Annotated in this window: 24 protein-coding genes and 1 tRNA gene; 11 read left to right on the forward strand and 14 right to left on the reverse strand. The window is 66.1% G+C overall.

All coding sequences use genetic code 11. The annotated features are described in order from the left end of the window. Positions 1 to 65 precede the first annotated feature (65 nt). From ACNSN7_RS00660 to ACNSN7_RS00680, 5 genes are all read right to left on the reverse strand, one after another. On the reverse strand, positions 66 to 536 hold the full coding sequence (locus ACNSN7_RS00660) for a GNAT family N-acetyltransferase (RefSeq protein ID WP_418279921.1): 471 nt from the start codon (positions 534 to 536) through the stop codon (positions 66 to 68). Positions 537 to 645: 109 nt separating this feature from the next. Beyond that, on the reverse strand, positions 646 to 3,786 hold the full coding sequence (gene ileS, locus ACNSN7_RS00665) for an isoleucine--tRNA ligase (RefSeq protein ID WP_418279922.1): 3,141 nt from the start codon (positions 3,784 to 3,786) through the stop codon (positions 646 to 648). Positions 3,787 to 4,006: 220 nt separating this feature from the next. Continuing rightward, positions 4,007 to 4,081: transfer RNA gene (locus ACNSN7_RS00670), tRNA-Met, on the reverse strand. A 98-nt stretch (positions 4,082 to 4,179) separates the two neighbouring features. Next, the gene (locus tag ACNSN7_RS00675; RefSeq protein ID WP_418279923.1) at positions 4,180 to 4,635 is read right to left on the reverse strand and encodes a GtrA family protein; all 456 of its coding nucleotides are present in this window, start codon (positions 4,633 to 4,635) and stop codon (positions 4,180 to 4,182) included. A gap of 22 nt (positions 4,636 to 4,657) precedes the next feature. Then, complete coding sequence (locus ACNSN7_RS00680) at positions 4,658 to 5,440, reverse strand: glycosyltransferase (protein ID WP_418279924.1); 783 nt, start codon at positions 5,438 to 5,440, stop codon at positions 4,658 to 4,660. Between the two features lie 224 nt (positions 5,441 to 5,664). Between ACNSN7_RS00680 and ACNSN7_RS00685 the strand changes: the two genes are divergently transcribed. The 3 genes from ACNSN7_RS00685 (at position 5,665) to ACNSN7_RS00695 (ending at position 9,375) form a co-directional block, all read left to right on the forward strand. After that, positions 5,665 to 8,142 (forward strand): DUF2298 domain-containing protein, encoded by a 2,478-nt coding sequence (locus ACNSN7_RS00685; protein WP_418279925.1) that lies wholly within the window; start codon positions 5,665 to 5,667, stop codon positions 8,140 to 8,142. Positions 8,143 to 8,236: 94 nt separating this feature from the next. Then, positions 8,237 to 8,482, forward strand: coding sequence for a YhbY family RNA-binding protein (locus ACNSN7_RS00690; protein WP_418279926.1), 246 nt, complete (start codon positions 8,237 to 8,239; stop codon positions 8,480 to 8,482). Then, positions 8,482 to 9,375, forward strand: coding sequence for a mechanosensitive ion channel family protein (locus tag ACNSN7_RS00695; protein WP_418279927.1), 894 nt, complete (start codon positions 8,482 to 8,484; stop codon positions 9,373 to 9,375). Before ACNSN7_RS00690 ends, ACNSN7_RS00695 begins: the two co-directional genes overlap by 1 nt. Before the next feature lie 108 nt (positions 9,376 to 9,483). On the opposite strand, the gene ACNSN7_RS00700 is transcribed toward ACNSN7_RS00695, so the two are convergent. Then, positions 9,484 to 11,160 carry an acyl-CoA mutase large subunit family protein gene (locus tag ACNSN7_RS00700; protein WP_418279928.1) on the reverse strand — a complete coding sequence of 559 codons (1,677 nt, stop codon included), beginning with the start codon at positions 11,158 to 11,160 and terminating at the stop codon, positions 9,484 to 9,486. Between the two features lie 125 nt (positions 11,161 to 11,285). On the opposite strand from ACNSN7_RS00700, the gene ACNSN7_RS00705 reads away from it, so the two are divergent. Both ACNSN7_RS00705 and ACNSN7_RS00710 read left to right on the forward strand, forming a co-directional pair. Continuing rightward, complete coding sequence (locus ACNSN7_RS00705; RefSeq protein ID WP_418280194.1) at positions 11,286 to 11,456, forward strand: ATP-binding protein; 171 nt, start codon at positions 11,286 to 11,288, stop codon at positions 11,454 to 11,456. 173 nt (positions 11,457 to 11,629) lie between these two features. After that, positions 11,630 to 11,992: a DUF7344 domain-containing protein gene (locus tag ACNSN7_RS00710; RefSeq protein ID WP_418279929.1), complete on the forward strand. Its 363-nt coding sequence runs from the start codon at positions 11,630 to 11,632 to the stop codon at positions 11,990 to 11,992. A 308-nt stretch (positions 11,993 to 12,300) separates the two neighbouring features. Here ACNSN7_RS00710 and ACNSN7_RS00715 read toward each other — a convergent pair whose 3' ends face one another. Beyond that, a complete protein-coding gene (locus ACNSN7_RS00715) occupies positions 12,301 to 13,368 on the reverse strand; it encodes a transcription initiation factor IIB (RefSeq protein ID WP_418279930.1) in 1,068 nt (355 codons plus the stop codon). 252 nt (positions 13,369 to 13,620) lie between these two features. Here ACNSN7_RS00715 and ACNSN7_RS00720 point away from each other — a divergent pair, with 252 nt between their 5' ends. Next, positions 13,621 to 14,280 carry an HAD family hydrolase gene (locus ACNSN7_RS00720; protein ID WP_418279931.1) on the forward strand — a complete coding sequence of 220 codons (660 nt, stop codon included), beginning with the start codon at positions 13,621 to 13,623 and terminating at the stop codon, positions 14,278 to 14,280. A 24-nt stretch (positions 14,281 to 14,304) separates the two neighbouring features. On the opposite strand, the gene ACNSN7_RS00725 is transcribed toward ACNSN7_RS00720, so the two are convergent. The 3 genes from ACNSN7_RS00725 to ACNSN7_RS00735 all read right to left on the reverse strand — a co-directional run bounded on the left by ACNSN7_RS00725 (position 14,305) and on the right by ACNSN7_RS00735 (position 15,905). Then, complete coding sequence (locus ACNSN7_RS00725) at positions 14,305 to 14,733, reverse strand: universal stress protein (protein WP_418279932.1); 429 nt, start codon at positions 14,731 to 14,733, stop codon at positions 14,305 to 14,307. Positions 14,734 to 14,755: 22 nt separating this feature from the next. Further along, positions 14,756 to 14,956 (reverse strand): HVO_0649 family zinc finger protein, encoded by a 201-nt coding sequence (locus ACNSN7_RS00730; RefSeq protein ID WP_418279933.1) that lies wholly within the window; start codon positions 14,954 to 14,956, stop codon positions 14,756 to 14,758. A 121-nt stretch (positions 14,957 to 15,077) separates the two neighbouring features. After that, a complete protein-coding gene (locus ACNSN7_RS00735) occupies positions 15,078 to 15,905 on the reverse strand; it encodes a creatininase family protein (protein ID WP_418279934.1) in 828 nt (275 codons plus the stop codon). A gap of 156 nt (positions 15,906 to 16,061) precedes the next feature. Here ACNSN7_RS00735 and ACNSN7_RS00740 point away from each other — a divergent pair, with 156 nt between their 5' ends. After that, on the forward strand, positions 16,062 to 16,748 hold the full coding sequence (locus ACNSN7_RS00740; RefSeq protein ID WP_418279935.1) for a hypothetical protein: 687 nt from the start codon (positions 16,062 to 16,064) through the stop codon (positions 16,746 to 16,748). Positions 16,749 to 16,802: 54 nt separating this feature from the next. Here ACNSN7_RS00740 and ACNSN7_RS00745 read toward each other — a convergent pair whose 3' ends face one another. Then, the gene (locus tag ACNSN7_RS00745) at positions 16,803 to 16,928 is read right to left on the reverse strand and encodes a hypothetical protein (protein ID WP_418279936.1); all 126 of its coding nucleotides are present in this window, start codon (positions 16,926 to 16,928) and stop codon (positions 16,803 to 16,805) included. Between the two features lie 281 nt (positions 16,929 to 17,209). Here ACNSN7_RS00745 and ACNSN7_RS00750 point away from each other — a divergent pair, with 281 nt between their 5' ends. From ACNSN7_RS00750 to ACNSN7_RS00760, 3 genes are all read left to right on the forward strand, one after another. After that, positions 17,210 to 17,593, forward strand: coding sequence for a nascent polypeptide-associated complex protein (locus ACNSN7_RS00750; RefSeq protein WP_418279937.1), 384 nt, complete (start codon positions 17,210 to 17,212; stop codon positions 17,591 to 17,593). Further along, positions 17,590 to 18,330: a tRNA (adenine-N1)-methyltransferase gene (locus ACNSN7_RS00755; protein WP_418279939.1), complete on the forward strand. Its 741-nt coding sequence runs from the start codon at positions 17,590 to 17,592 to the stop codon at positions 18,328 to 18,330. The genes ACNSN7_RS00750 and ACNSN7_RS00755 overlap by 4 nt, the downstream gene beginning before the upstream one ends. Before the next feature lie 134 nt (positions 18,331 to 18,464). After that, the gene (locus ACNSN7_RS00760) at positions 18,465 to 19,352 is read left to right on the forward strand and encodes a transcriptional regulator TbsP domain-containing protein (protein WP_418279940.1); all 888 of its coding nucleotides are present in this window, start codon (positions 18,465 to 18,467) and stop codon (positions 19,350 to 19,352) included. A gap of 12 nt (positions 19,353 to 19,364) precedes the next feature. Here ACNSN7_RS00760 and ACNSN7_RS00765 read toward each other — a convergent pair whose 3' ends face one another. Together ACNSN7_RS00765 and ACNSN7_RS00770 are read right to left on the reverse strand one after the other, a co-directional pair. After that, positions 19,365 to 21,857 (reverse strand): efflux RND transporter permease subunit, encoded by a 2,493-nt coding sequence (locus ACNSN7_RS00765; protein WP_418279941.1) that lies wholly within the window; start codon positions 21,855 to 21,857, stop codon positions 19,365 to 19,367. Further along, a complete protein-coding gene (locus ACNSN7_RS00770; protein WP_418279942.1) occupies positions 21,858 to 23,468 on the reverse strand; it encodes a COG1361 S-layer family protein in 1,611 nt (536 codons plus the stop codon). A 155-nt stretch (positions 23,469 to 23,623) separates the two neighbouring features. Between ACNSN7_RS00770 and ACNSN7_RS00775 the strand changes: the two genes are divergently transcribed. Continuing rightward, positions 23,624 to 24,232: a TetR/AcrR family transcriptional regulator gene (locus ACNSN7_RS00775; RefSeq protein WP_418279943.1), complete on the forward strand. Its 609-nt coding sequence runs from the start codon at positions 23,624 to 23,626 to the stop codon at positions 24,230 to 24,232. Positions 24,233 to 24,270: 38 nt separating this feature from the next. Here ACNSN7_RS00775 and chrA read toward each other — a convergent pair whose 3' ends face one another. Next, complete coding sequence (gene chrA, locus ACNSN7_RS00780) at positions 24,271 to 25,656, reverse strand: chromate efflux transporter (RefSeq protein WP_418280196.1); 1,386 nt, start codon at positions 25,654 to 25,656, stop codon at positions 24,271 to 24,273. Positions 25,657 to 25,864: the final 208 nt, after the last annotated feature.

Consider the following 25,864-nt stretch of genomic DNA (forward strand, 5'->3'; position numbering starts at 1 on the left):
ACGGTATCACTCTTTTCTCAGTATATAAATACGGCGGCGGGATCGGAGCGCCACGGGAACGCCGATCACAGAAACGACTCTACGGCGGCGACGACGACCTGCTCAGCTCCGCCCCGTCCGGTGTGGTTTTCGCGATGGCTGAACCCGTGCGCGCGGTAGAACTCGCGTGCGCTCGGCTGATCCCGGTCGACGGTCGCTCGGATCCGACTGACGCCACGCTCGGAGAGCGACGACGCGACCCGCGTCAGCAACCGGTTCTCGATGTCACCGCCGGTGTACTCGGGGTGGACCCACAGCGCGAGCAGTTCCGCTTCGGCTCCGTCGGCGTCGGGATGTGCGATCGCCAGGCCGACCGGCGTGTGGTCCTCCTCGACGAGGTAACAGCAGTCGGCCGCCGAGGCGGCCTCGCGGACGCCTGCGGCGGACACGTCGAGCAACGGTGCTCCGATATCGTCGAACACGGTGGCCTCTCGCGCCCGTGAGACCGCCGCCCGTAGCGCCTCGGCGTCGCCGGGACGCGCCGGTCGGACTCGCATAATCTGACTGTAGACCACCAGCGTGGTATACCTTTCGGGCTGGCAATCCGGCCGACGTGAGGCGAAGACTGAAACTCGTAATCGAGTTAACTGCCGAGGGTCGAAGCGATCACGCGACCGGCTCGATCCCGATCGTGACGACCACGTCCTCGACGTCCCACTCCTCGACGAGTCCGTCGGCGTCGGCCGGGTCGTCGAGCCACGCGTCGGCGCGAACCTCGCCCGCGATGAGGTCGGCGTGCTCGTCGACGAACTCGCCGACTCGGTCGTCGTCGACGGCGACTCCGACGCGGATACGCGCCTCGACGTCGAGGTCGAGTTCCTTGCGCATCTCCTGGATCCGCCGGATCACGTCTCGGGCGTATCCCTCCGATTCGATCGCCGGCGTCAGCGAGGTGTCGACGTAGACGGTGCCGTCGTCGAAGTCGGCCGCCGTGACGTGCTCGGGCGGCTCGGCGACGTACTCGATCATCGAGTCGGTCACCTCGATCGGATCGCCGTCGACCGTGAGACCGCCGCGCTCGATCGCATCGCGGGTCGCTCCCTGGACCGCGGCCATCACCTTCTGTGCGTCGCCACCGAAGGCGGGACCGATCTCCGACATCCGCGGCTCCGCGTGCTCGACGAGCTCGTCGAACGCGTCGGTGACCGACAGCTCCCGCGCGTTCACGCGGTCGAGGATCAGGTCTTCCAGGTTCCGGACCGCCTCGGCGACCGCCTCGTCGTCCGTCTCGACGACGACCCGCGGAACGGGCCAACGGAGCTTGCGGCCCGCCTGCTGTCGAGCGTTCGCGGCCGTCTCCTCGACGTCGCGAAGGACCGCCACGTCCCGTTCGAGCTCGGGGTCGTGTAACGCCTCGTCGGCCTCGGGGTACGACAGCTCGTGGACGGTCGTCGCGGAGCCGTCGAGCGTCCGGTACATCCGCTCCGTGAGGTACGGTGCGACCGGCGCGAACATGCGGATCGTCTCGTCGAGGACGGTCGCGAGCGTCGCGTACGCGGCGCGCTTGGAGTCGGAGTCGGACTCCTCCCACATGCGGTCGCGGACCGCCTTCACGTAGAAGCGGGAGACGTCCTGCGTGACGAACTCGATCAGGGCGTTGACGGCGTCGCTGACGCGGTAGTCGGCCCACGCGTCGGCGACCTCCCGCTCGACCGACTGGAGCCGGGAGAGCACCCACTCGTCGACGACCGCCAGCTCGCCGTCGTCGAGGCTCGCCTCGGCCGGATCGTAGCCGTCCAGGTGCATGTACTCGAGCGGGAACCGGAACACGTTCCAGAAGATGTTGAGCTTGCCCTGGATCTCGCCGAGCCCGTCCCACTCGAACGCCAGATCGACGCCCTGCTGGTCGTGGCTGAGCAGGTACGTCCGAAGCGGATCACGTCCGGCCCGATCGATCGCTTCCTCCGGCGTGACGATGTTCCCGACCGACTTCGACATCTTGCGGCCGTCGCTGTCGTTGGCGAACCCGTGCATCAGTACCTCCTCGTACGGGATCTCGCCCACCGCCGCGGTCCCCATCCCGAGCTGTGACCAGAACCACCCGCGGGTCTGGTCGTGCGCCTCGATGATGAGGTCGGCGGGCCACAGCTCGTCGTGCGCCTCGGTCTCGCCGGGATAGTCGAGCGTGCCCCAGCTGGCGACCGAGGAGTCGAGCCAGACGTCGAACACGTCCTCGATTCGGCGGTAGGTGGTGTCGCCGTCGGTGATCGTCAGGTCGTCCACGCTGGGTCGATGGAGGTCGATCGATTCGGGGTCGACGTCCTGGTCGACCCGCTCGGCGAGCTCCTCGCGGGTGCCGATCACGATCATGTCGTCGTCGAGGCTCCCGTCCTCGGCGTCCTCCGGGACCCAGATCGGGATCGGGATCCCCCAGTAGCGCTGCCGGGAGACGTTCCAGTCCGGCGCGTCCTCGATGAAGTCGCGGAACCGATTGTCGCGGGCCCACTGCGGGTGCCACTCCGACTCCTCCATGTTCGAGAGGAGGTCCGCTTTGACGTCCGTGATCGAGATGAACCACTGGTCGGTGACCAGCTGGATGATCCCCGTATCACACCGCCAGCAGTGACCGTAGCTGTGGTGGACCGTGTCGTGTGCGAGCATGTACCCGTCTGCGACCAGGTCGTCGATGATCCGGTCGTTGGCGTCGCGAACGAACTCCCCGGCGTACTCCCCGGCCGCGTCGGTGAACTCACCGTTCGGTGCGACCGGACAGAATATCTCCAGGCCCAGCTCCGTCCCGCGGCGGAAGTCCTCCTCACCGTGGCCGGGCGCGGAGTGGACGAGGCCCGTCCGATCGGCCTCGACGTAGTCGGCCGCGTACACCTCGCCGGCCCCCTCGAAGTCGGGATAGTCGGCGACGTGGTCGGCGAGCGGGTGGTCGTACGCCCAGCCGAGCAGCTCCGCGCCGGTCAGCTCCGCTTCGATCTCGTAGTCCTCGTAGCGCCCCTCGGTCAGCACGTCCTCGACGCACGCCGCCGCGACGTAGATCAGCTCCGACTCGCCGTCCTTCTCGGCGCGGACCGCGTTGTACGTGAGCTCCTCGTCGACGGCGACGAACGTGTTCGCCGGGACCGTCCACGGCGTCGTCGTCCAGATCACGAGGCTGCCCTCGCGGTCCGCGAGCGGGAACTTCACGTAGATCGACGGGTCGTCGACGTGTTCGTACTCGACCTCGTTGTTCGCGAGCCCGGTCTCACAGCGTGGACACTGCGATATCGACCGTTTCCCCTGCTCGACGAGTCCGTTGTCGGCGACCTGCGCGAACGCCCACCACGCGGACTCCATGTACTCCGGCGAGACGGTCTTGTACGGGTCGTCCCAGTCCATCCAGACGCCGATCGACTGGAAGTCGTCGTCCATCGCCTCGCGGTTCTCCTCCGCGAACGACTTGCACTCCTCGATGAACGGCTCCATGCCGTACTCCTCGATGTCGCGTTTGTTCTCGAAGCCGAGCTCCTCCTCGACTTTCACCTCGATGGGAAGCCCGTGCATGTCGTAGCCCGGGCGGTCCGTGACGCGGTGTCCGGTCATCCGTTTATGTCGGATAACGGCGTCTTTCAGCGTCTTGTTCCACGCGGTCCCGAGGTGCATCTGTCCGGAGGTGTACGGCGGCCCGTCGACGAAGAAGAACGGCGGGTCGTCGGCGTGCGCCTCCTTGGCCGACTCGTAGGCGTCGTGATCGTCCCAGTACGCCTCGACCGTGGACTCGACGTCCGCGGGCGTGTACTGGTCGTCGATCTGCTCCATACACGTCAGTTCGCGCCCGCGTATTTGAATACGGCGGAGTTGACGACGCCCGTAGTTTATAAATCAACGCGGCCGGCAACTCCGGGTCGACGCCGGCTATCGGGACGATGACGAAGCGACGCTCCGAGCGATGACGAAGCGACGCTCCGAGCGATGACGAAGCGACGCTCGGAGGGTAGCGAAACGACGCTCGGAGAGTGACGTCGCGTCGGTGGAGAAGTAGCGGGAGGTAGATTTGAACTACCGATCTCCGGGTTATGAGCCCGGCGGAATCTCCTGGCTATCCCATCCCGCTATCGTATCAGAATCCCGTGCGACTGATAAGGGTTCTGATCCGACCCACGTATGCGGGTTCCTCGCGCGTTTACTTATAAATCGTTTTCGACCGACCATTTATAAACCGTCGCCGGACGCGACCCGCCACGTGAAGAGGCTCTCGGCGACGTAGTTTATCAGGAACGCGGAGCCGATCGCGATCGGCATCGTGAGCGCGTTCCAGACGTTCGTGCCGGCGACGACGACGACGACGTCCTGCCGGGTCAACACGAAGACGATGAGCAGCTGTACGCCGAGCCCGCCGGACCGAACGAGGTTCGATCGCACCAGTCGTCGGAGCTTGGCACGGGTCCCGTCGATTCCGTGGGCCGGGAACGTCCAGCGGTCGTTGATGAGGAACATCGCCACGATCGCCGCCTCCGCGCCGATGGCTTTCGCGATCACCGGCGAGATCGCGGTGCCGAGCGTCAGCGTCGCCGAGAGAGACAGGTCGACGGCGGCACCGACCAGTCCCACCGACACGAACTTGCCGAACCGCCGTCGGGTCGTCAGCTCGTCGAGTATCCCGTTCATCCGATCACCCCGGACCGGTCGATCACCGTTGCCTCCGCGGGTCCGCCGCCCGGTCGACGAGCGACGGTCCGGGATCGCGCGCGATCGACCGGTGGAGCCGGCTCCCGGCGACGACGCCGGCACGGTGGCGGGCACGGACGAGCCCGGCGAACATCGACAGCGCGTCCCGAACCGGCGCGACCGTCGATCCCGGCTTGTCCTCCCAGGTGACCGGCACCTCTCGGATCCGGAACCCGCTCGCGCCGGCGACCGCGAGCAGCTCCAGGTCCCACGCGAATCCCGGTTCACGGAGATGGTCGCGGACGACCCGCCAGACGTCCGCGGACAGCGCCTTCGCACCGCACTGATAGTCGTACAGTCGGGCACCGAACCCGCCGACGAGCCGACGCGCGAGCCACGCGAACCCGTCGCCGAGCAGCCGGCGAAGGTTGCCCTGATGGTGGGTCACGTCGGAGCCGGGATGCCTGCGTGAGCCGACCGCGAGAGCAACGTCGCCGCCCAGAACCGGGTCGACGACCGCCGACACCGACTCGATGGGCGTCGCGCCGTCGGCGTCGACGAACGCAAGCGTGTCGGTGTCGAGCGCCTCGAACCCGGCCGTGACCGCCGCGCCCTTCCCGCGTCGTGCCGGCACGGCGTTGACCGTCGCGGGTAGGTGGGCGAGCGCGTCGACGGCTCCGGCGGCGGGATCGTCGAGCTCGATCCGGATCGTCTCCGGCGAGAGCCGGTCGTCGAGTTCGCGGACGTACGAGCCCAGCGCGTCGACGTCCGGACGGAACGCGGGGACGACGATCCCGAGAGACATGGATGGGGGTGCGTCTCGCCGGGTGAAAAGCGGTTTGACTTCGTCGACGGGCGAGTGCGGCCCGTCGACGAAGTCATGGCGTCCGATTCCGCCCCGATCCACGTCCGCTCCGATCCACGCCCGCCCCGATCCACGTCCGCTCCGATCCACGTCCGCTCCGATCCACGTCCGCCCGTCGAGCACGAACCCGAAGCGGTATAGTCGCGGGGTCGTGTCCCACACGCATGGAGTACGTGTTGGTCGCGTGGTGGCTCCTCGCGTTCGCCGCCCTCTCCGCGCTGGCGTTTCCGCTCTGCGCCCGCCTCTTCCGGTCGTTCCCCGGTCGGGGCGCGGGGTTCGCCCCGACGATCGCGCTGTTCGCGTTCGTCGTCGTCGGCTACTGGGCCGGCCGAGTCGGGTTCGGCCGACCGACGCTCTGGCTCGCGCTCGCCACGCTCGCCGGCGTCTCCGCCGCCGTCGGCCTCGACCGCGAGGCGCTCCGTCGGCGCGAGCTTCGCCTCGCCGAGGGGATCGGGCCGGTCGACCGGCGTGCGGTCGTCGCCTCCGGGATCGTGTTCGTGGGAGCGTTCCTCCTCGTGGCGCTCGTCCGGAGCGCCGACCCCGCGATCAACGCGGCCGGCGGCGAGAAGTTCCTCGACTACGGGCTCCTCCGATCGGTGCTTCGAGCCGACGCCGTGCCGATCTACGACGTCTGGTTCGCCGGCGAGACGCTGAACTACTACTACGGCGGTCACCTCGCCGCCGGCCTGCTGGCGCTGTTGACCGGAACCGGTCCGGCGTTCGCGTACAACCTCGCGCTCGCCGGCTTCTATGCCTGTCTCGTCGCCGCCGCGTTCGAGCTCGCTCGGGCCATCGCGACCGATCGGAGCCGTACGCGGGGCGATCGCGGGACCCCACCCGGGACGAACGGGTTCCGAGCCGGCGTCGCCGCCGCGTTCCTCGTCGGGCTCGCCGGGAACCTCGTCACCGCGATCCAGGCGGTCGCGGGCATACTACCGGGGGATTCAGGCGATCGGTTCGCCGAGGCCGCCGCGGCGGGCCGGGTATCGGCGGCGGACCTCCGGTCCGGCGTCGGCGGCTTCTCCTACTGGGACGCGAGCCGCGTGATCGACGGGACGATAAACGAGTTCCCCTTCTTCGCGTTCCTCAACGGCGACCTCCACGCTCACATGATGGGCGCACCGTTCCTCCTGCTCGCCGCCGCCGTCGCGTACGCGTACTGGCTGACGCCCGCCACGGAGCTCCGGCGACGGCGCGTCCTCGTGTTCGGGGTCGTCCCGCTGCTCGGCGGGACGCAGATCGTCATCCACACGTGGGACTTCCCGACGGTGTTCGGGATCGTCTGGCTCGCGCTCGCGTTCGCACCTGCGACCCCCGTGTCACTGCTCCCCCGCGGCCCCGAGGCATGGTCGTCGATCCGCTCGCGGCTCCGATCGAGGACGCTCGCGACCGAACTCGAACGCACCGGCGGCGCGCTCGCCGTGACCGGGGTTGCCGGTACGCTCGGGTTCCTGATCGGATCGCCGTTCTTCCTCGGCGCGTCGACCGGGCAGGAGCCCGCGCTGCTCGCCGCCGCGGACCGATCGGGGCTGACCGAACTCCTCCTCGTACACGGCGTGTTCGTCGCCGGCTTCGGCGCGTACCTCGTCGGTCGGACCGTCGACTCGAGGGGTGGAACCGACGGCCCCGGGGACGGAACCGACGGCCCCGGGGACGGACGCGGTGGCCCCGCCAGCACCGACGGAACGGGTCCGATCCTCGTGGCGATCGCTGCGCTCGTCGCCGTCGCCGTGCTCTCCGGGTTCCACGCGGTCGCGATCGTCGTCCCCCTGGTGGCGCTCGGCTGGGTCGCGCTCCGGCTCGGCCGCGACGTCGGCTTCGAGACGGCGCTCGTCGTCGGCGGGGCCGGGCTCGTCGGGCTCGTCGAACTCGTCTACGTCGTCGAAGCCGCCGGCCCCGGTCGTCTCAACACCGTCTTCAAGGTGTACTTCCAGGTGTGGGCGATCTGGGGCGTCGCGCTCGGCGTCGTCCTCGCGGAACTGTTCGGAGGCGGGTTCGGCGGGGTCGGGAGCGCCACCGGGCACGCGGTCCGGGGTCGACTCGATCGACTCCCCCTTGGGTCGGCGGTCGCTCGGCTCCCCGACGGGACGACGGCAGCCAAACTCGTCGTCGTCGCGCTCGTGGTTCTTTCGGCCCCGTACGCCGGATTCGCGCTCGCGGAGCACTTCGATCGCCACGACGCGGGGACGCTGCACGCGACGGCGTTCGCGGCGGACGAGCGTCCGGCGGAGGCCGAGGCCATCGCGTGGCTCGACGCGACCGCGACCCACGAGGACACGCTGCTGGAGGCTCCGGGAACGAGCCGCTCACCCGAGGGACTCGCCGCGGACTCGACCGTGCCCGGAACGTACTCCTGGCGGGCGAACCCCGCCTCCAGCCTGACGGGCGTTCCGACGGTCGCCGGCTGGGCCCACCAGGTCGGCTACCGCGGCGAGGAGGTCTACTACGACCGCGTCGCCGACGTCGACCGCGCGTACGCGGGCACCACCGAGGAGCGTCGAGCCGTCCTCCACGCGTACGACGTCGCGTACGTCTGGGTCGGACCCACGGAGGAGGCCCGGTACGGCGACGTCACGTTCGCCGACCACGGCGAGGTCGCCTTCGAGAACGACGCGGTTCGAGTCTATCGAATCGACGGCTGAGCCGGTGTGTTCGTCCTGACGACGCCGTCCCGACCGCGATCCGTCCGCGAGTTGAGATCTCAAGCTTCAATGCGAGCGAGCGTGTGAACCGAGTATGAGCGATCAGCAGCTTCGCAAGGAGGCTCACGACCTCGACGTCACCGTCTGGGTCGGGAAAAGCGGTATCGACGCCGTCGTCGACGAACTGTCCGATCAGCTGGACGACCGAAAGCTCGTGAAGGTGAAGTTCCTCCGCGCCGCCCGCGGCGGGACCTCGACCGACGAACTCGCCGAGGAACTGGCGACGGCGGTCGGCGCCGACCTGATCGAGACTCGCGGCAACACGGCGGTACTACACTGATGTCGGCGTCGCGGTCGAGCCTGCAGGTAGCTCCAGCAGAGGAGTTCCTGGAGCCGTTCCTGGGTCCCGCGGCCGGGCTCGTCGTCTCCGCGGCGATCTTCGTCGCCGTCCTGTTCGCGGTGTACCTGCTCAACAAGACCCTCATCAACCCGCTCGTCGAGCGGGTGCTCGACCGACAGGGACTGGAACCGCACGCCCGACGGCCTCTGAACAAGATCGCGACGTTCCTGGTGCTGTTCGCGGGTCTCACCGTTGCGTTCGGCGCGGCCGGCTACGACGACTTCCTCCGGTCGCTGGCGACGATCGCCGCGGCGGCGACGCTCGCCATCGGCTTCGCACTCCAGGACGTGATCCGCAACTTCGTCGCGGGCGTGTTCATCTACACGGACAAGCCGTTCAAGATCGGCGACTGGGTCGAGTGGGACGATAACTCCGGGATCGTCGAGGACATCTCGTTCCGTGTGACTCGCGTTCGGACGTTCGACAACGAACTGCTCACGGTGCCGAACCACGCGCTCACGAGCGGCGTCGTGAAGAATCCGGTCGCGAAGGGGCGGCTCCGTCTCAAGTTCGTGTTCGGGATCGACTACGACGACGACATCGATACGGCCACGGACATAATCATCGAGGAGGCCGAGAACCACGAGGAGATCCTCGCGGACCCCGGTCCCTCGGTCCGGCTGAACGAGCTGGCGGACTCGTACGTCGGGCTCCAGTCGCGGATCTGGATCGACGATCCCTCGCGGTCGGACTTCGTGAAGATCCGCGCCGACTACGTGAAACGCGTCAAGGAGCGGTTCGACGAGGAGGACATCACGATCCCCTTCCCGCAGCGGACCGTCGCCGGTCGGGACGCGTGGCAGGAGCCGACCGCGTTCGGCGGCGAACCGTAGTCGGTCGCAGCCCGAACCACGGGAACGCGCTGCCGAGCACCCCGGCTCACGGGAACGCGCTGCCGAGCGCCGGGGTTCCGGCGGACGAGTGCGTCCCACGGGAGGCTGTCATCGATTCGGCCTGTACTCCCCGAACTCCTCGCGGAGCACGTCGCTTATCTCCTGTACCGTCGCGTACGCCTTCACGGCGGCGACGATCGGGGGCATGAGGTTCTCCGTGCCGCGCGCGGCCTCGCGAACCGACGCGAGCGCGTTCTCGACCGCCTCGTCGTCGCGGTCGGCTTTGACCTCCGCGAGTCGCTCGCGCTGTGCGGCCTCCCGTTCCGGATCGACCTCCTCGAGGTTCATCTCCGGCTCCTCGTCGATCTCGTACTCGTTGACGCCGACGACGACACGCTCGCCGGCCTCGATCTCGCGCTGTCGCTCGAACGCGACGTCCTGTATCTGTCGCTGGACCCACTGGCTCTCCACGGCGGCCAGCGCTCCGCCTCGTCGGTCGATCTCGTCGAGGATCTCGAACGCGTCCGCCTCGATACCGTCCGTGAGGCTCTCGACGTAGTACGACCCCGCGAGCGGGTCGATCGTGTCCGCCGCGCCGGACTCATGTGCGAGGATCTGTTGGGTCCGGAGCGCGGTTCTGACCGACTTCTCGGTCGGGAGCGCGAGCGCCTCGTCTTTCCCGTTCGTGTGGAGGCTCTGGGTGCCACCGAGTACCGCCGCGAGCGCCTGATACGCGACCCTGACGACGTTGTTTTCGATCTGCTGGGCCGTGAGCGTGGAGCCCCCGGTCTGGGTGTGGAACTTGAGCTGTTTTGCGGCGTCGGACTCCGCACCGAACCGTTCGTCCATGATCGTCGCCCACATCCGGCGGGCGGCGCGGAATTTCGCGGCCTCCTCGAACACGTTGTTGTGAGCGTTGAAGAAAAAGGAGAGCTGTGGGGCGAACTCGTCGACGTCGAGTCCCGCATCGACCGCGGCCTCCACGTACTCGATCCCGTTCGCGAGGGTGAATGCGACCTCCTGGGCCGCCGTCGACCCCGCCTCCCGGATGTGGTATCCCGAGATGGATATCGTGTTGAAGCTCGGTGTCTCCGCGGCACAGAACTCGAAGATGTCCGTGACCAGCCGCATCGACGGCTCCGGCGGGTAGATGTAGAGGTTGCGAGCGACGTACTCCTTCATGACGTCGTTCTGGATCGTCCCGCGGAGCTCCTCGCGCGGGACGCCCTGCTCGTCGCCCATCGCGACGTACATCGCGAGGAGGACGGCCGCGGGGGCGTTGATCGTCATCGACGTCGACACCGAATCGAGCGGGATCCCGTCGAAAACCGTCTCGAAGTCGTCGAGCGTATCGATCGCGACGCCGGATCGGCCCACTTCACCCTCGGCCATCCCGGCGTCGGAGTCGTACCCCATCTGTGTCGGGAGGTCGAACGCCATCGAGAGCCCGGAGGACCCCGCCTCGATCAGGTAGTTGAATCGCTCGTTCGTCTCGGCCGCCGTGCCCATCCCCGCGTACTGGCGCATCGTCCACAGGCGGCCCCGGTGCATCGTCGAGTAGACGCCACGCGTGTACGGCTCCTCGCCGGGGAAGCCGGCGTCCTCGCGGTAGTCGTGGTCGCCGAGGTCGGCGGGCGTATATAAGGGATCGACGGGCTGCCCGCCCGTGTCAGTCGTGAACTCCTCGAGACGCTCCCCGAACCGGTCGACGGTCGCGCCGTAGGTTCCCTCCTCCCACGCCGCCTTCGCCTCCCGGATCTCCGCGAGCTCCTCGGGGTCGAACATTACTCGATAGATCGCCCGAGCGGAACTTAAATCCGGAGGTCGACGACGTGCTGGTGTGAAAATCACCAACGGTCGGAGCGCTAGACCATGGATTTCACGTCGAGGATGGTGGCCTTGGAATCTGCATCGAGGATGGTGGCCTTGGAACCTCGGCAACCGAGCGTGATGACGTCCTCGAAGCCGGCTATTCGACAAGTGAGGATGGCACCGGCCTCGGACTGAGCATCGTCAAACAGATAGTCGAAGCCCATGACTGGGAACTCCGAGTCACCGAAGGTATCGCGGGCGGGGCATAATTCGAGATCACTGGGATAGAGGCCGCTGCTGAATGAACCTCGATATCTTGCAGTCGTACTTCTGCTCGCTTCTGTACAGGTCGTTGCGTGATAAATATAGATAAACGAGGTACTAGAATGGAAAGAAGAATTTCAACCAAATAACTATTAATCTGCTCCGCGTTTGATCATGGATGGAATCGTTAGATGAGGTATTCAGCCTATTCAGCGAGGAACGTCGCCGATACGTACTGTACTATCTCGAACAAGTAGACGGAAAGGTATCGATCGATGAGCTTGTAAAACAAATACACGAGTGGGAAACGCAATCTTCCCACGATTCAGTCCCACCTGACGAGTACGAGGACATAATTATCTCCTTGGAACATAACCATCTTCCAAAAATCGAAGATGCGACCCACATCGAATTTCAGCGTGAAAACCAGCAGATCTGTATTTCAGGTCTCTCTTCTGAGAGCGGTGTTCTGCTATCAGTTGCAAAGGCTATCGATCAACCAACAAGCTCCGAAGACATCGCTCTTGGAGACGGCCCCTGATTCGTTCAGTTCGCAGGCACGTTCTAACGGCTGACCCGGGATTCATCCGGAGGAAACAACGCGGTTCTTGTGCTGACTGCATCCTCTGTATCTCCCACGGTGCTCTCGACAGCTATTGAGAAGGTCATCGGGCTGGTCGGCACGCGAGCCATCCGTACTGATCGCGGTTCGGGACGAATGCATCGACTATTGAGGACGTACACAGATCCAAATACACGGAACCGAGCTGCCGCCTGCAACCGACACGCAGCGTCGTGTCGGGCCGTTACGCTGTCACGGAGGTCGCCTCACACCTCCGTATCAGCCGATCACACTGCCGCTTCCGTCTCGTTCTCGCCAGGTCCGCCGGGGAACGTCGACCCCTGGGCTTCGAGCAGCTCCTGATACCGGTTCCGGATGGTGACCTCGCTCATCTCGGTCACCTCGCTGACCTCGCTCTGCGTGAGATCGATGTTGGTGAGCTGGCCGGCGGCGTACAGCGCGGCGGCGGCGAGCCCGACCGGCGATTTCCCGCTGTGGACGTTCCGGCGCTTCGCCTCCGCGAGCAGTTCGCGGGCGAGCCGCTCCGTCTCGTCCGGGACGCCGAGGTCGCTCGCGAACCGCGGCAGGTAGCTCTCGGGATCCGCGGGCTGGATCTCCAGCTTGAGCTCCCGGTTGATGTATCGGTACGCTCGCTTGAACTCCTCGTCGTCGACGCGTGAGACGTGCGCGACCTCGTCTATCGAGCGCGGGACACCCTCCATGCGTGCGGCGGCGTGGAGGCTCGCGGTCGCGATCCCCTCGATCGAGCGACCGGGGAGCATGTCGTTGTCGAGCGCCTGCCGGTAGATGACGGAGGCCGTCTCGCGGACGTTCTTCGGGAGGCCGAGGGCGCTGGCCATGCGGTCGATCTCGCCGAGCGCCTGCTTGAGATTGCGCTCCTTGGAGTCGCGCGTGCGGAACCGCTCGTTCCACGTGCGAAGCCGCTGCATCTTCTGGCGCTGGCTGCTCGAGAGCGCGTTGCCGTAGCCGTCGCGGTCCTGCCAGCCGATGTTCGTCGAGAGGCCCTTATCGTGCATCGTGTTCGTCGTCGGCGCGCCCACGCGGCTCTTCTCGTCGCGCTCGGCGCTGTCGAACGCGCGCCACTCGGGGCCGCGATCGATCTCGTCGGCGTCGACGACGAGTCCGCAGTCCGCACAGACGGTTTCGGCACCCTCGTTCAGGAGGTCGCCGTCACACTCCGGACAGACGACTTCCTCCTCCGTCGCTTCTCCGGCGCGTTCGCTCGTTCGGGTCGCGGCGTCGGTTCGGCCGGTGGTCCGATCCCGATCGTCGGCGTCGGTGTGCTGTTCGTGCGTGTCGGTGTGCTGGTGAGCACGGAATCGTGGTGAACTCATGATGAACTGAAGCGACGGCGACGAGGAGGGTGAAAACGGTATCGTCGCAGCCGTGTTTCCTTCACTAACAGTTAGGCATCCAAGACATATAAATCTTCGCGACATTTGGTACCACGGGTATCGAGGGCATACGACTCGAAACGGACGATATGTGGGGTTTAACGCGGGGTCGTTCCGGATCCGCTCGGAAGCGACTCGCGTCCACGACGCCGGCGGTGAAACACTTTTAAATACGGGGATCGAACGCGGTGTATGAGCTACGATACCGTCGTGTTCGACAACGACGGTGTCCTCGTCGGCCGCACACGATTCGACGTGCTCCGGGACGCGACCCGGAAAACGTTCGAGGACCTCGGCGTGACCGACCCGGACCCGAACGACGTAGAGCGGATGACCATCGGTGCGACCCCCGGTAGCGTCGGTACCGTCTGTCAGACGTACGATCTCGACCCCGGTACGTTCTGGCGCACCCGCGACAGCACCGTCTCGAAGGCCCAACAGGAGGAGGCCCGCGAGGGGCGTAAAACGCCGTACGACGACCTCGACGAGCTGTCGGACCTCGACGTCGAGATGGGTATCGTCTCCTCGAACCAGCAGGAGACCGTCGACTTCCTCGTCGACCACTTCGACGGCTTTGACGGCTTCGGTGCCGCGTACGGTCGCGAGCCGACGATCCACAGCCTCCAACTCCGCAAGCCGAACCCCCACTACATCGAGCAGGCGCTCTCCGATCTGAGCGGCGAGAACGCGCTGTTCGTGGGCGACAACGAGTCCGACGTCGAGGCCGCCCACAACGCCGGTATCGACTCCGCGTTCATCCGCCGCCCGCACCGCGACGACTGGGAGCTGAACGTCTGGCCCACCTGGGAGATCGACGAACTGGCGGACCTCCACGACATCTGTTCGCCGTAGGCGGCGTGCCACCGGTTCGTTCCGTCAATCGCTTCGAGCCCGTGCGGTCATCACCGGGATCTCACTGTGGCGAACGACACGCTCGGCGACGGAGCCGGCGGTCATGAACCGCCCAAGCCCCGTCCGCCCGTGGGTTCCCATCACGATCACGTCGGCACCGTAGTCGTCGATCGCGTCGAGTATCTCCTCGTGGGGCGCTCCGCGACGGAGATGCTTCTCGACCGGTATCCCCCGCTGTTCGCCGGCGGCCTCGATCGCTTCAACGGCGTCCTCGCCGCGTTCCTCCTCGCGTTCGACCACCATGTCCCACTCGGTGGCACCCGCGATCCGAGCGTCGACGACGAACAGCGCGTGCAGCCGCGCATCGGCGAGATCAGCGACGTAACAGGCGTTCTCGACGGCGGCCGCGATACCGTCGCTTCCGTCGGTCGGCAGCAGGATATCGTCGTACATGTGTTCGACCATCTCGAAGACGTCACTGTAGCCGGTAGTCCCGAACCGACTCGACGCCGCAGCTGGGACACTGTCGCCGGTACACGACCTGTCCGCCGCTCGTCACCGCGCTCCACGTTCCGTCTTTGTCGACGCGACCGCACGCATCACAGACGTACGGCTTCCCGTTGAGGCGCTCGCGGTACCGGTCGAACGCGCTCGTTCCCATGTTCACCGATGACATGTAACATGTGTACACACAGCATAGTCAAATAGATACCGACGAACGGAGTGATTCTGGCGGTGTACTCAGATCGGCGTGATCCGATCGGCCGGCGGGACCATCAGTTCGACCGGCGGGACCATCAGTTCGACCGGCGGGACGGAACCGAACCAGCGGTCGAGTCGAGATCGGGATCCCGGTCCACGTGCGGCTCCGGCATCAGGTCCTCGAACCGCCGTGTATCGAGCCACGCCAACAGTTCGACGAGCTGATCGACCGCCGCCTCGAACAGTCGCTCGGCCTTCTCCGGGGTGACGTCTGTCGGATCGCCGAACGCGCCGTTTGCCGAGTTATCGATCGCGTCGTAGTACGTCCGTGCGCCGTGAACGACCGCGTCGGAGCGCTCGATGTCGACGAGCCCGCCGTCACGAGCGTTCTCGAGCTCTGATCCCCGGACCAGTTCGGGCGCGATGTGGGTGATCATGGCCGTCTCCTTCGGTCCCGCGTGGGGGCCGTTGTACGCGAACAGCTCGTCGACGAGCTCCGGGATCGACTCGTCCCACATCCATTCGATCGCGTACAGTACCCCGTCCTCGTGAAGCCGGCGACCCACCTCGCGAAGGTGCGAGACGTTGCCGCCGTGAGCGTTGACGTACACGACCCGATCGATCCCGTGGTACGCGAGGTTCCGCGTGAGGCTCTCGACGTAGTCGCGGAACGCGGGCGGATCGACCCAGAGCGTGCCGTGGAACTGTCGGTGGTGCGGACTCACCCCGACGTCGATCGTCGGGGTCCGGAGGAACCCGGTGCGGTCGGCGGCGGCGGTCGCGAGCGCCTCGGCGATCAGGTGATCGGTCGACAGCGGAAGGTGCGGGCCGTGCTGTTCGGTCGAGCCGAGCGGAACGATCGCGACGGACTCCTCGCCGACGTACTCGCCAACCTCCGGCCACGTGTGGTCTGCCACGTCCATACGTTTCCGTCGGCGGCCCGACCCATCAATCCCTGCGCTACGCCGACGGCGACGACCGACGACGGTGATCGGTCTCTGTGATGCGATCGGTCTCTTGGGAACCTCTGAATGGGGAGATCCAAATATATTTGCCGGGACCAAGCAATATTCTGCGTCATGACACAGCCTCCCTTGAATATTGAGTATTGGTCCTCATTATACCCCGTCTATACGGACTACGCCGAAGAGTACGAGAGGGGGATGGAACACTCCAGTTTGGTAGATCGGGTTGAGAGTCTCTGGAACTGGAAGGGGTTGAACCGAAGTATCGAATTTGATCAGATAGATCAGTTCCTCAAACAACTGGATCAAGAGAGTTACACTACTCTGGACCCCGAAAAAGCAATTAAATCCCTGTCAAATGAGTTGCAGGACCGTGGGATAGTAAACTCAAAAAGTCTTGTCACGTCAGCATTCCTTCTCCATCTGATGGCAAGTGAATCCGGTCAATATTCCGTGAAATTCCCGATTTACGACCGACGGGTTTGGAACGCATACGTTTACCTCTGGAGAATCCGAGGGGATGAAGAGCAGTTGTACAGTAAAGCGAGCAATAGTGTGTCTCAGTACGGTGCGTTCTGTCGACGATTCAGTCAGACTTGTCCAGAGAATAAGGCCGAGGACTATGAGCGAGCACTGTTTATGTTTGGGAGGTTCATCGGGAATTTACCACCAAAGGATGCTCCAACTCCAATAGAGAAAATTGATCAGAAAATGAAGGCTCAAGAGAAGGCACTCTCCGAGACGTATGAAAGATCGAGGTACGCATTAATCGATATAAACGAGATATTTGAATCCGATTAGGAAGTTTATCGCAAACACCTGTTGTGATCGTTTTGCCTGCCGATTTTACCGGTCTTACTCGTCAGTGCTAACGTCTTCGTTTATCTCCTCGATATCGTCAGTGACTGCTTCCCAGAAGTCTTCTTCCATCCAGCGCGCAATCTCAGCTGAACTCGCGTCGTCGTCGAGCCGGTCGGCCATGTGAGTTTATTGGAAACGTATCAATAAGGTTGTATCGAGAGATTCAAAGAACTCTGATAGAGAGCCAATCTGTGTTGGTCTCATCCTCCGTATCTCGCACACCACTACTGACATATTGTGGAGAAATCGGCGTTAAATATCGGTACGTGAGTCCCTGTACTCACCGCGATCGGGACACATATCTCAGATAGTGGGCGTTTCAACAGGGCCATGCGATCCGTCTCCTCGACGTCCGTGACGCTTCGCCACTCTTTTTGTACCGCGCGGCCGAATCGGGGAGCATGTTTGGAGGCGGCGGGATGAACCCGCGCAAGATGAAACAGATGATGAAGCAGATGGGTATCGACGTCGACGAGCTCGACGCCGAACGCGTCGTCATCGAGACGGCCGACGGCGACCTCGTGTTCGAGGGGCCGCAGGTCACCCGGATGGACGCACAGGGCCAGCAGACCTACCAGATCGTCGGCGATCCGGAGGAGGTCGACGACGCAGGCGTCGGGGGGAGCGGCGACGAGGCCGACGACGATTCGGATGCGGCTGGAGCGATCCCGGCCGACGACGTGGCGATCGTCGCCGAGCGCGCCGGCGTACCGGAGTCGGAGGCACGCGAGGCGCTGGAGGCGACCGACGGTGACCTCGCGGCCGCGATCGCGAACCTCGAGTGACCGACGCGGCGTACCTCCTGGTTCACGACGATCGGGAGTACCTGTTGGAGCCGGGCGAGGAGTTCGGGACCGACCTCGGCGTGATCGAGGTCCCGGAGGACGTCGAACACGGCGACACCGTCGAGACGCATCTCGGCACCGTCTTCGAGGTGAGAGCCCTCCGCGGCCCCGATCTCTTCGATCACCTCGAACGCACCGGCGCGCCGATGATGCCCCGCGACATCGGCCTCGTGATGGGACATACCGGGGTCGCCGCGGGCGACCGCGTTCTCGACGCGGGCACCGGGAGCGGGATCCTCTCGACGTACCTCGCCCGCGCTGGCGCGTCAGTGACGACCTACGAGATCGATCCCGACTTCGCCGACGTGGCCCGCAGGAACATGGAGACGGCCGGCGTCGCGGCCGACGTCGACGTCAGGACCGGCGATATCGTCGAGGCGCTCGACCAGCTGACGGACGCCGAGCCGTTCGACCTCCTCACGCTCGACACGGGCGACGCCGCCGACGTCGTTGCTCGCGCCCCCGATCTGCTCGTTCCCGGGGGGTTCCTCGCCGTGTACTCCCCGTTCGTCGAGGGGACTCGAGACGTCGTCCTCGCCGCTCGCGAGGCGGGGCTCGCGGACGTCGAGGCCCTCGAAACGATCTCCCGGGAGATGGACTTCTCCGATCGCGGCTCGCGACCCGCTACCGCGGGCGTCGGTCACACGGGATATCTCGTGTTCGCGCGGGTCCCGTAGTTCACTGTCGTGCGGGTCCCGTAGTTCACTGACTCGTTTCGTTCGCACGCTCCCTACAGGTTCCCTCAACGCGCCGTCTCGAGCAACGCTCACCGAGCGGAACGTTCATTGACGCTCCGCCATCGATCGACTGTATGCGTGCGGTCGAGGACGTCGAGACTGCGCTCGCCGGCCGAGAGAGCCTCCTCGGGGTCGGCGTCGACGACGAACTCCTTCCCGCCGTGATCGAGGCCCGGAGACGAACCGACGGCGGGACGTGGCGACTCGTGTGTCCCCCGCGCGTCGTCGACGGTCTCGATCGATCGCTCGTCCTCGGGACCGCGGTGGCCGAGGCGCTGTCCGCCGGAACGCTCGCGCTTCGAACCGCGGACCCGTCGATCACGCCCCGCGGGCTGTTCGTCGTCGCCGACGCCGTCCACGCGCTGACCGGTCCGGCGGGCGACCGAGCGGTCGTTTCGGAATCCGACCCCGAGGTGATCGAGGGGCTCCGCGCGGCGGCGACGTCGTGGTTCGAGGGGGGCGATCCGGCGACGGTCGGGATGCCGAGTCGGAGCCGACTGATCGGCTCGGCGCGGACGGAACTGGACGACCGGTTCGCCGACGACCTCGCCACGGTGCTGGCGTCGGCCGAGATCGGGGATCTCGACCGCTCGGGCCGCGTGACCGACCTGACGCTGCTCGTCGCGCTGGGTGCGCGCCACGATCACCTGTTCTCGGACGTCCGGACGTGGGCCGACGAGGTCGGGATCGCGGCCCGCCAGCGGTTCACGGAGGACCGACGGCACCTCGTCGACCGGGGGCTCATCGAGAGCGTGAAGGTCCCGATGGGCGTCGGCCATCCGAACTACCGGCTGCGAGCCGTCGACGACGACCTGATCCACGCGCCGCCAGCGAAGCTGGTTCCGCTTCTCCGTACCCGTCTCGACGATGACCGACTCGACGGCGACCGCGATTCCGGGAACGCGACCGGGACGGCCGGTCGAGGCGCTGACGGCACGCCGATCTGGGAACGGCGTCGGTAGGTGAGGCGGGCGTCAGTGCATCGGCCCGTCCGCCCCCGCGTCGGAGCGCCTGGGAGGCCCGCCCGACGTCGCGAACCGGTCCCATAAGAACAGCGCCGGCGGGAGCGCGACGATCGACGCGACGAAGGAGTAGACGACGCTCATCGCCATCAGCAGGCCGAAGTCACCGAGGACGGGCGTGATCGCGAGCGAAAGCGCACCGGTGCCGAGCGCCGTCGTGAGCATGCTTCCGGTGAGCGCGCCGCCCGTGCCGGTGAGCGTCGTCGTCAGCGCCGCGAGCGTGTCGCCGCTCGCGTCGTACTCGTCGACGAACCGCGCGGTGATGTGGACCGAGTAGGCGATCCCGATCCCGATGGCGATAGAGAGGATCGTCCCGGTAAGGGCGTTCAGCGGCATCCCCAAGAACCGCATCGTCCCGATCAGCGAGGCGACCGCGATCGCGATCGGGAACACGTTCACGATTCCGAGCGTCGGTTTCCCCTCCAACACGCCGTACGAGACGACGAGGAACACCGTCGTCAACACGAGCGCGAGTACGAGCCCCTGGATCGCGGACTCGAAGATGATCTGCGTGATCGCATCGAAGATGACGATCTGTCCGGTCGCCGTCGCGTCGTACCGAAACGCGGTCGCGTGTTCGGCCCCGTCGACCGACACCTCACGCTGCGTCGCGCCGGCCGCCACCGTGTATTCGATCTGTGCGCCGCGGCGGTCGTCGGTCAGGTATCGCTCGGCCCGCGGGCCCGCGGGCGAGTCCAACAGCTCGTCGTAGATCCGGTCGAGGTTGCGGTCGGGAATCCCGTTTCCGCTGCGGTCGTTGCGGGCGACCAGGGCGGCGAACTCCTCGTCGCGCTCGGCGTGCGATCGGATCACGGTGACGATGCTGGTCGACTCCGCGCTGCCGCCGGGACCGACCGCGAGGCTGCTCGGTGGGTCGTCGTCGGGGGCTGCCAGCGCTTCGAGGGCGTGGTCCTCCTCGAACGGCCCCTCGACGAACACCGTGATCGACTCGTCCTGGTTCGCCTCGAAGCGGTCGTCGAGGAGATTGATCGTCTCGGTGACGGTGTACTCGTCGGGGGCGAACGGCTCGGGGATGTGCTCGACGTACCACGCCTCCTCCTCGGGCGGGAGGAAGTCCTCCTGCTCGAACGTGGTGTCGACGCCCGCGCCGTACGCGCCCATGCCACCGCCGACGAGAATCAGTGCGACGACGAACAGTGCGGGCGCACGCTCGCCGACCGTGGCGGAGACGGAGAGCAGTCGACCGAGCGCGGACTCCTCGGACGCGATCGGTGACGAGTTGAACTCCGGGACTCCGTACGCCTCCCGGAGGCGGTCCGACTCGAGTTTCGCGGCCGGGAGGAACAGCCCGAAGATGAGGAACGTGAACACGATCCCGACCGCCGAGACGAGTCCGAGGTTCCGGATGGGGTCGAGATCCGATATCACGTTCGCCCCGAAGCCGAACACGGCCGTGACGGTGACGATGACGAACGCGATCGCGAGCTGATTGGCCGCGATCCGCATCGCGGGCACCGACTCGATTCCCGTGACGGTCTCCTCGCGATAGCGATTGATGATGTGGATCCCGAAGTCGACGCCGACCGCCAGAAGCAACACGGGAACGGCGATCTGCTGTTGGTCGAAGGGGATCCCGGAGAACCCCAAGAACCCGAACGTCCAGACGATCGTCATCAGGAGCGCGAACAGCCCGAGCGCGAGGTCGATCGGATCGCGGTACGCGACGACCAGGAACCCGAGCAGCAACACGACGACGATCGGCATGACGATGGCCAGCGAGTCGCCGATGATGTTCGCGAACTCCTCGTTGATGATCCCCTCTCCGAACGCGCGGATGTCGGCGGGTTCGTCGTCCGCGAGGCCGTCGATACTGATCTGGGCGTCCTGGAGGTCGTCGCTGTCGAACCCGCGCGGAACGTCGTGAGTCACGACGGTTATCGAGGTCGACGCCGACGCGTGGTTCTCGTTGAAATCGTCCGAGACGACCGCCGTGAACCCCGGGTCCGCCGCGAGCGCACGGACCGCTCGTCTGATCTCGGAGTCGGTCGCCCGCTCGACGGCGCGGCGCTGTTCGGCCGGCGTCGTCGCGGTCGGGTCCAGCGACTGTGCGACGATCGTGGCCGGTCCGTTCGCGGACGCCATCCGGAGGTCGTCGCGCGCGTCGATGCGCTCCAGTAACCGAAGCATGTGGAGGAGCTCCCCGCGGGCCAGGACGTCGTTCCCGTCGTGGATGAGCTGGGTCGTCTCCTCGCCGGCCTCGAACGGGTCGTCGAACTCGTCGTTGATCGCGTCGAGCGCCTCCTGTTCGGGGAGGTCCTCGGTGAACCCGCCGGTCGCGTCCGTCTCCGTCTCGACGGCGGTCATTCCCCCGGCGAAGACGGCCGTCACCACGAGGAACGCGACGACGACCGTCCTCGGACGCGAGACGATCAGGTCGTTGACCCGGTTCGTCAGCTCCTCGATCCGCTCGCCGACTCGGCTCATCTACGCGTCCCGCGCGTAGAGGTAGTAGCCACCGCCCGCGGCTCCGATCACGACGAGGACGCCGACCACGAGGAGCCACGGGAAGCTCTCCTCCGCGTCGACGACGGTTATCGGAACGCGCGTGGTGTCCGACAGCTGGCTGTTTCCGCGCTCGTCGTCGTACCGGAAGTCGAACGACACCGGATACGTCTTGGCGGTCGCGGAGGAGTCGGCCGAGAGCTCGAACGTGAGCGTGGTCGACTCGCCCGGAGCCAGCTCCGAAGCGAACGCCTCGTCGTCGTCGCTGTCGAGCGGGCTGTTCGCGAACAGGCGGGCCTCGACGTCTCTGACCGTCTCATCGAGGTTGTTCGTCACCTCGACGTCGACCGTGACGGTCTCGCCGGATCGGATCTCGCGCCCCGCGACGTCGACGAGGAACCCGTCGCGCTTCGGCTCGACGTCGATGGAGAGCGCCACGTCCTCGTACAGTCGCGATTCGAGCTCCGCGTTTCGGTACTGCACCGCGATGTCGACGTTCCTGTCGACCGCCTCGGCCTCGCCGCCGATCTCCAGCGGGAGCCGGAACGACGCCGACTCGCCCGCCGCCAGCGTTCCGACCGAGACGGCGTTCTCGATCGGTATCACGTTCGGCGAGTCGTCGGTGTATCGGACGACGACGTTTCGCGCCTCGGCGGGGCCGTCGTTCCTCACGGTGCCGTACACGTCGCCGTCCTCGCCGACGTACAGGTCGGACTCGACGTCACCGACGGTGAAGCGCTGTTTCCCCACCGGGGTGACACCGACGGAGGGGCTCTCGTCGGCGCGTTCGAGCCCGTCGCTCGTGTCGAACCGAACCGTGCCGTCGAGCGTGTACTCTCGAACGGGCGCGTCCGACGCGAACGCGACGTCGTAGCGCACGGTCGCCGTCTCACCCGGAGCCAGCTCCGCGATCCGGGCCGCGTCCTGCCGCGCCTCGCCGAACCCGAGTCCGGCGCTCGACGACTCCAGGATCACGTCGACGTCGCGGGCCGCGTCGGCACCGACGTTCTCGACGTCGGCTTCGAGCGTCCCGCGATCGCCGACCTGTGCGTCGGTGGTCGCGTTGGTGATCTCGAAGCGTGCGTCGTCGTCGACCTCGACCTCGACGGATTCGGTCATCCGACGAGTTCGGTCCTGCGTGACGCCGCCGTCCTGCAGGTGCGTGTAGCCGTACCGGATTTCGACGTCGAGCTCGTAGGTCCCGGCCTCGACGTCGGCGGGGACGCTCACGGCGATCGGCACTTCTCCGGGCCGGTTCTCCGTGACCGACCCGATCGCGGACTGTCCCGTTTCGACGGTCAACGGCGTTCCGTCGGCGTCGGCCTCGACGCGGACGTTCCGTGCGGTCGTGACCACCTCTCTGGCGTCCGACGGCCCGTAGCGCACGTCGCCGGTGTTCGAGATCTGGATCGTCACCTCGTTGGTCTCTCCGGGGTTGATCTTCGGGTCAGGGACGTGGATGTCGAGATCGGGCGAGCCGCTGATCCCGACCTGGTTCGTCTGTCCGTCGACCGCGCCCGTCGCGGCGATGGCGGTTCCGGTCGCGAGGAGGGCGGCCACGACGAGAAGTGCCGGGAGGGTTCTCCCGTTCATGAGACACGAGCAGAGACGAGATCACGGAAACGACGATACGTGCGATTCACAACGGATCCTTCGTTCACGAATCAATAACGTTTTCGTTCGTGGATTCGTTCAGCGTGTATGGGAACGCCGAAACGGGTCGACGCGCTCTCACGGGACGTGACGCGATGAGTCGGTTCTCGGAGGCGGACCGCGATCGGATCCGAGCGGAGCTCGTCGAGGCGGGCCGCGAGCTGTTCGCCCGGTTCGGATTCGAACGGACGCGGATCTCGGACGTGACCGAGGCCGTCGGGATCGGGACGAGCACGTTCTACGGGTTCTTCGACTCCAAGGAGGCGCTGTACGTCGCGGTGCTCCGTCGCGAACGTGACCGCCTGGAGTCGCGGCTCGAGGACGCCGTCGACGCGGCCGACACGCCGAGAGACGAGGTTCGAGCGCTGCTTCGGACGATGTTCGCCGAGGTCCGATCGAGCCCGCTCGCCTCGCGACTGATCGTGGAAGGGGAGCTCCGCGAACTACAAGAACAGCTGTCCGAGTCGGAGCGGCAGTCGATCGCCGCGGCCCGTTCGGACGATCGACTCACGCCGGCCGAACGGTGGGCACGGATGGACGAGTTCCGCTACGACGACCCCGAACTGATCCGCGGAATGGTCCGATCGCTGGTGTTCGTCACTCGCTCACAGGACGCGCTCATCGGAGCCGTCCGCGTCGAGGAGTACGAGGAAGTCGAGGAGCGACTGATCGAGACGCTCGTCGACGGGCTTTTCATCGAGTGAGGAAACGGCGTATCGACGTCGTCGCTCGAACGGTCCCCTCAAAACAGGAAGAAGGCGGCGATTCCCACCGCCCCGCCACCGAATATCAGGTACACCGCGTCGATGCCTTTTACAAACAGTGCGAACGTGGCGGCAGCGAGCACGACGGTCAGCGGGTCGAGAACGCCGTCCACGACGAACGACTCACGTGCGAGCGTCACCGTCGCGCCGAGGATCGCGCCGACGACGGCGGCGTTTACTCCCTTAAGGGCAGTCTGGATCACGTCGTTCTCGCGCACCTTCGCGAAGTACGGGAACAGGCCCATGATGAACACGAACGACGGGCCGAATGCGCCGATCGTCGCGACGAGCGCGCCGAGGACCGCGACGGCGATCAGTCCGCCGGAGGCGTCCAGCAGGACCTTGTAGCCGACGAACGCGGTCGTCATCACGACAGGACCGGGCGAGAGCTGACCGATCGCGACGCCGTCGACGAATTCTCGGGCGGTCAGCCACCCGAACTCGTTGACGACGTACTTCTCGATGAAGGGAACGAGCACGAGTCCGCCACCGTAGATGAACGAACCCGTATACAACATGAAGACGAACAGCATCACCCACGTGTTCGACCAGAGGACGAGGAGGATCCCCCACACCGGCGACGCCTCCACGGCCCCATGGGCACTCGGTCCGAGGCGATCGAGGAGTCGATCACGGAACGTGTACAGGACGCCCAGCGCCGCACCGACGATCACCCACACGACCCCTGTTCGAAGGTTCGCCCGAACCCACGCCGAGCGATACAGCACGACGGCGACGAGTCCGGCGACCACGAACGCGACGACCGGATTCGGGTTTATCAGTACCGTCACGAGAACGGTTGCGACGAGCAGGACGGCGAGGAGGTAGTCGATCTCCCACGTCTCGCCGCGGAGCTCGACCGACGTGTCGGTCCGACCCTCCGCCAGTGCGGAGCGACCCATCGACCACGCCGCCCCGACGATGAGTCCGATAACGACGGGGGTGATCCCGTAGAAGAACGCCTCCACTGAGGGGACCGTCCGATACGCGAAGTATATCCACGAGAAGCACACGACGAGCAGGAACGTCGGGAGCATGAACGCGCCGCCGGCGACGAGCGCGCCGAGGGGACCGCCGCGTACCCACCCCATGACGATCCCGAGCTGCGTCGAGGCGGGCCCGGGGAGCGTGTTACAGACCGCAAGTCCCTCCATGAACGTCGACTGGTCGGTCCAGCCGTCGGCAGCCGGGTCGTCGGGGTCGTCGGCAACGAGGTCGTCCTCCATCATCGCGATGTGGACGAGCGGGCCGCCGAAGCCGACGATCCCGATGTAGATGAAGTAGCGGGCGATCTCCCGGAGCGTTTCGGGAGTCGCCTCCCCTCGGTACGAGGAGACGTCGGTCGGGGAGTTACTGTTCGACACGGACTCGTCTGCCGTCGCGGAGTTCCCCCCGTCGTAGCCGTCAGAACTGCCGGTTCGGCCGCTTTCGGTCGGGTCAGTCATGCCGGCGACCCCTCACGTCGCGGGCTCGGCTCATGGGTCGACTTCGTCGAGGACGGCTAAATATCTCCACCCACGATGGGCAGCCCTCCATGTGGCCGCCGGTGATCGAGCGGGAATCGCCACCGTC

The sequence above is a fragment of the Halorubrum rarum genome (assembly GCF_048380895.1).
In the GTDB taxonomy this organism is placed as follows: Archaea; Halobacteriota; Halobacteria; order Halobacteriales; family Haloferacaceae; genus Halorubrum.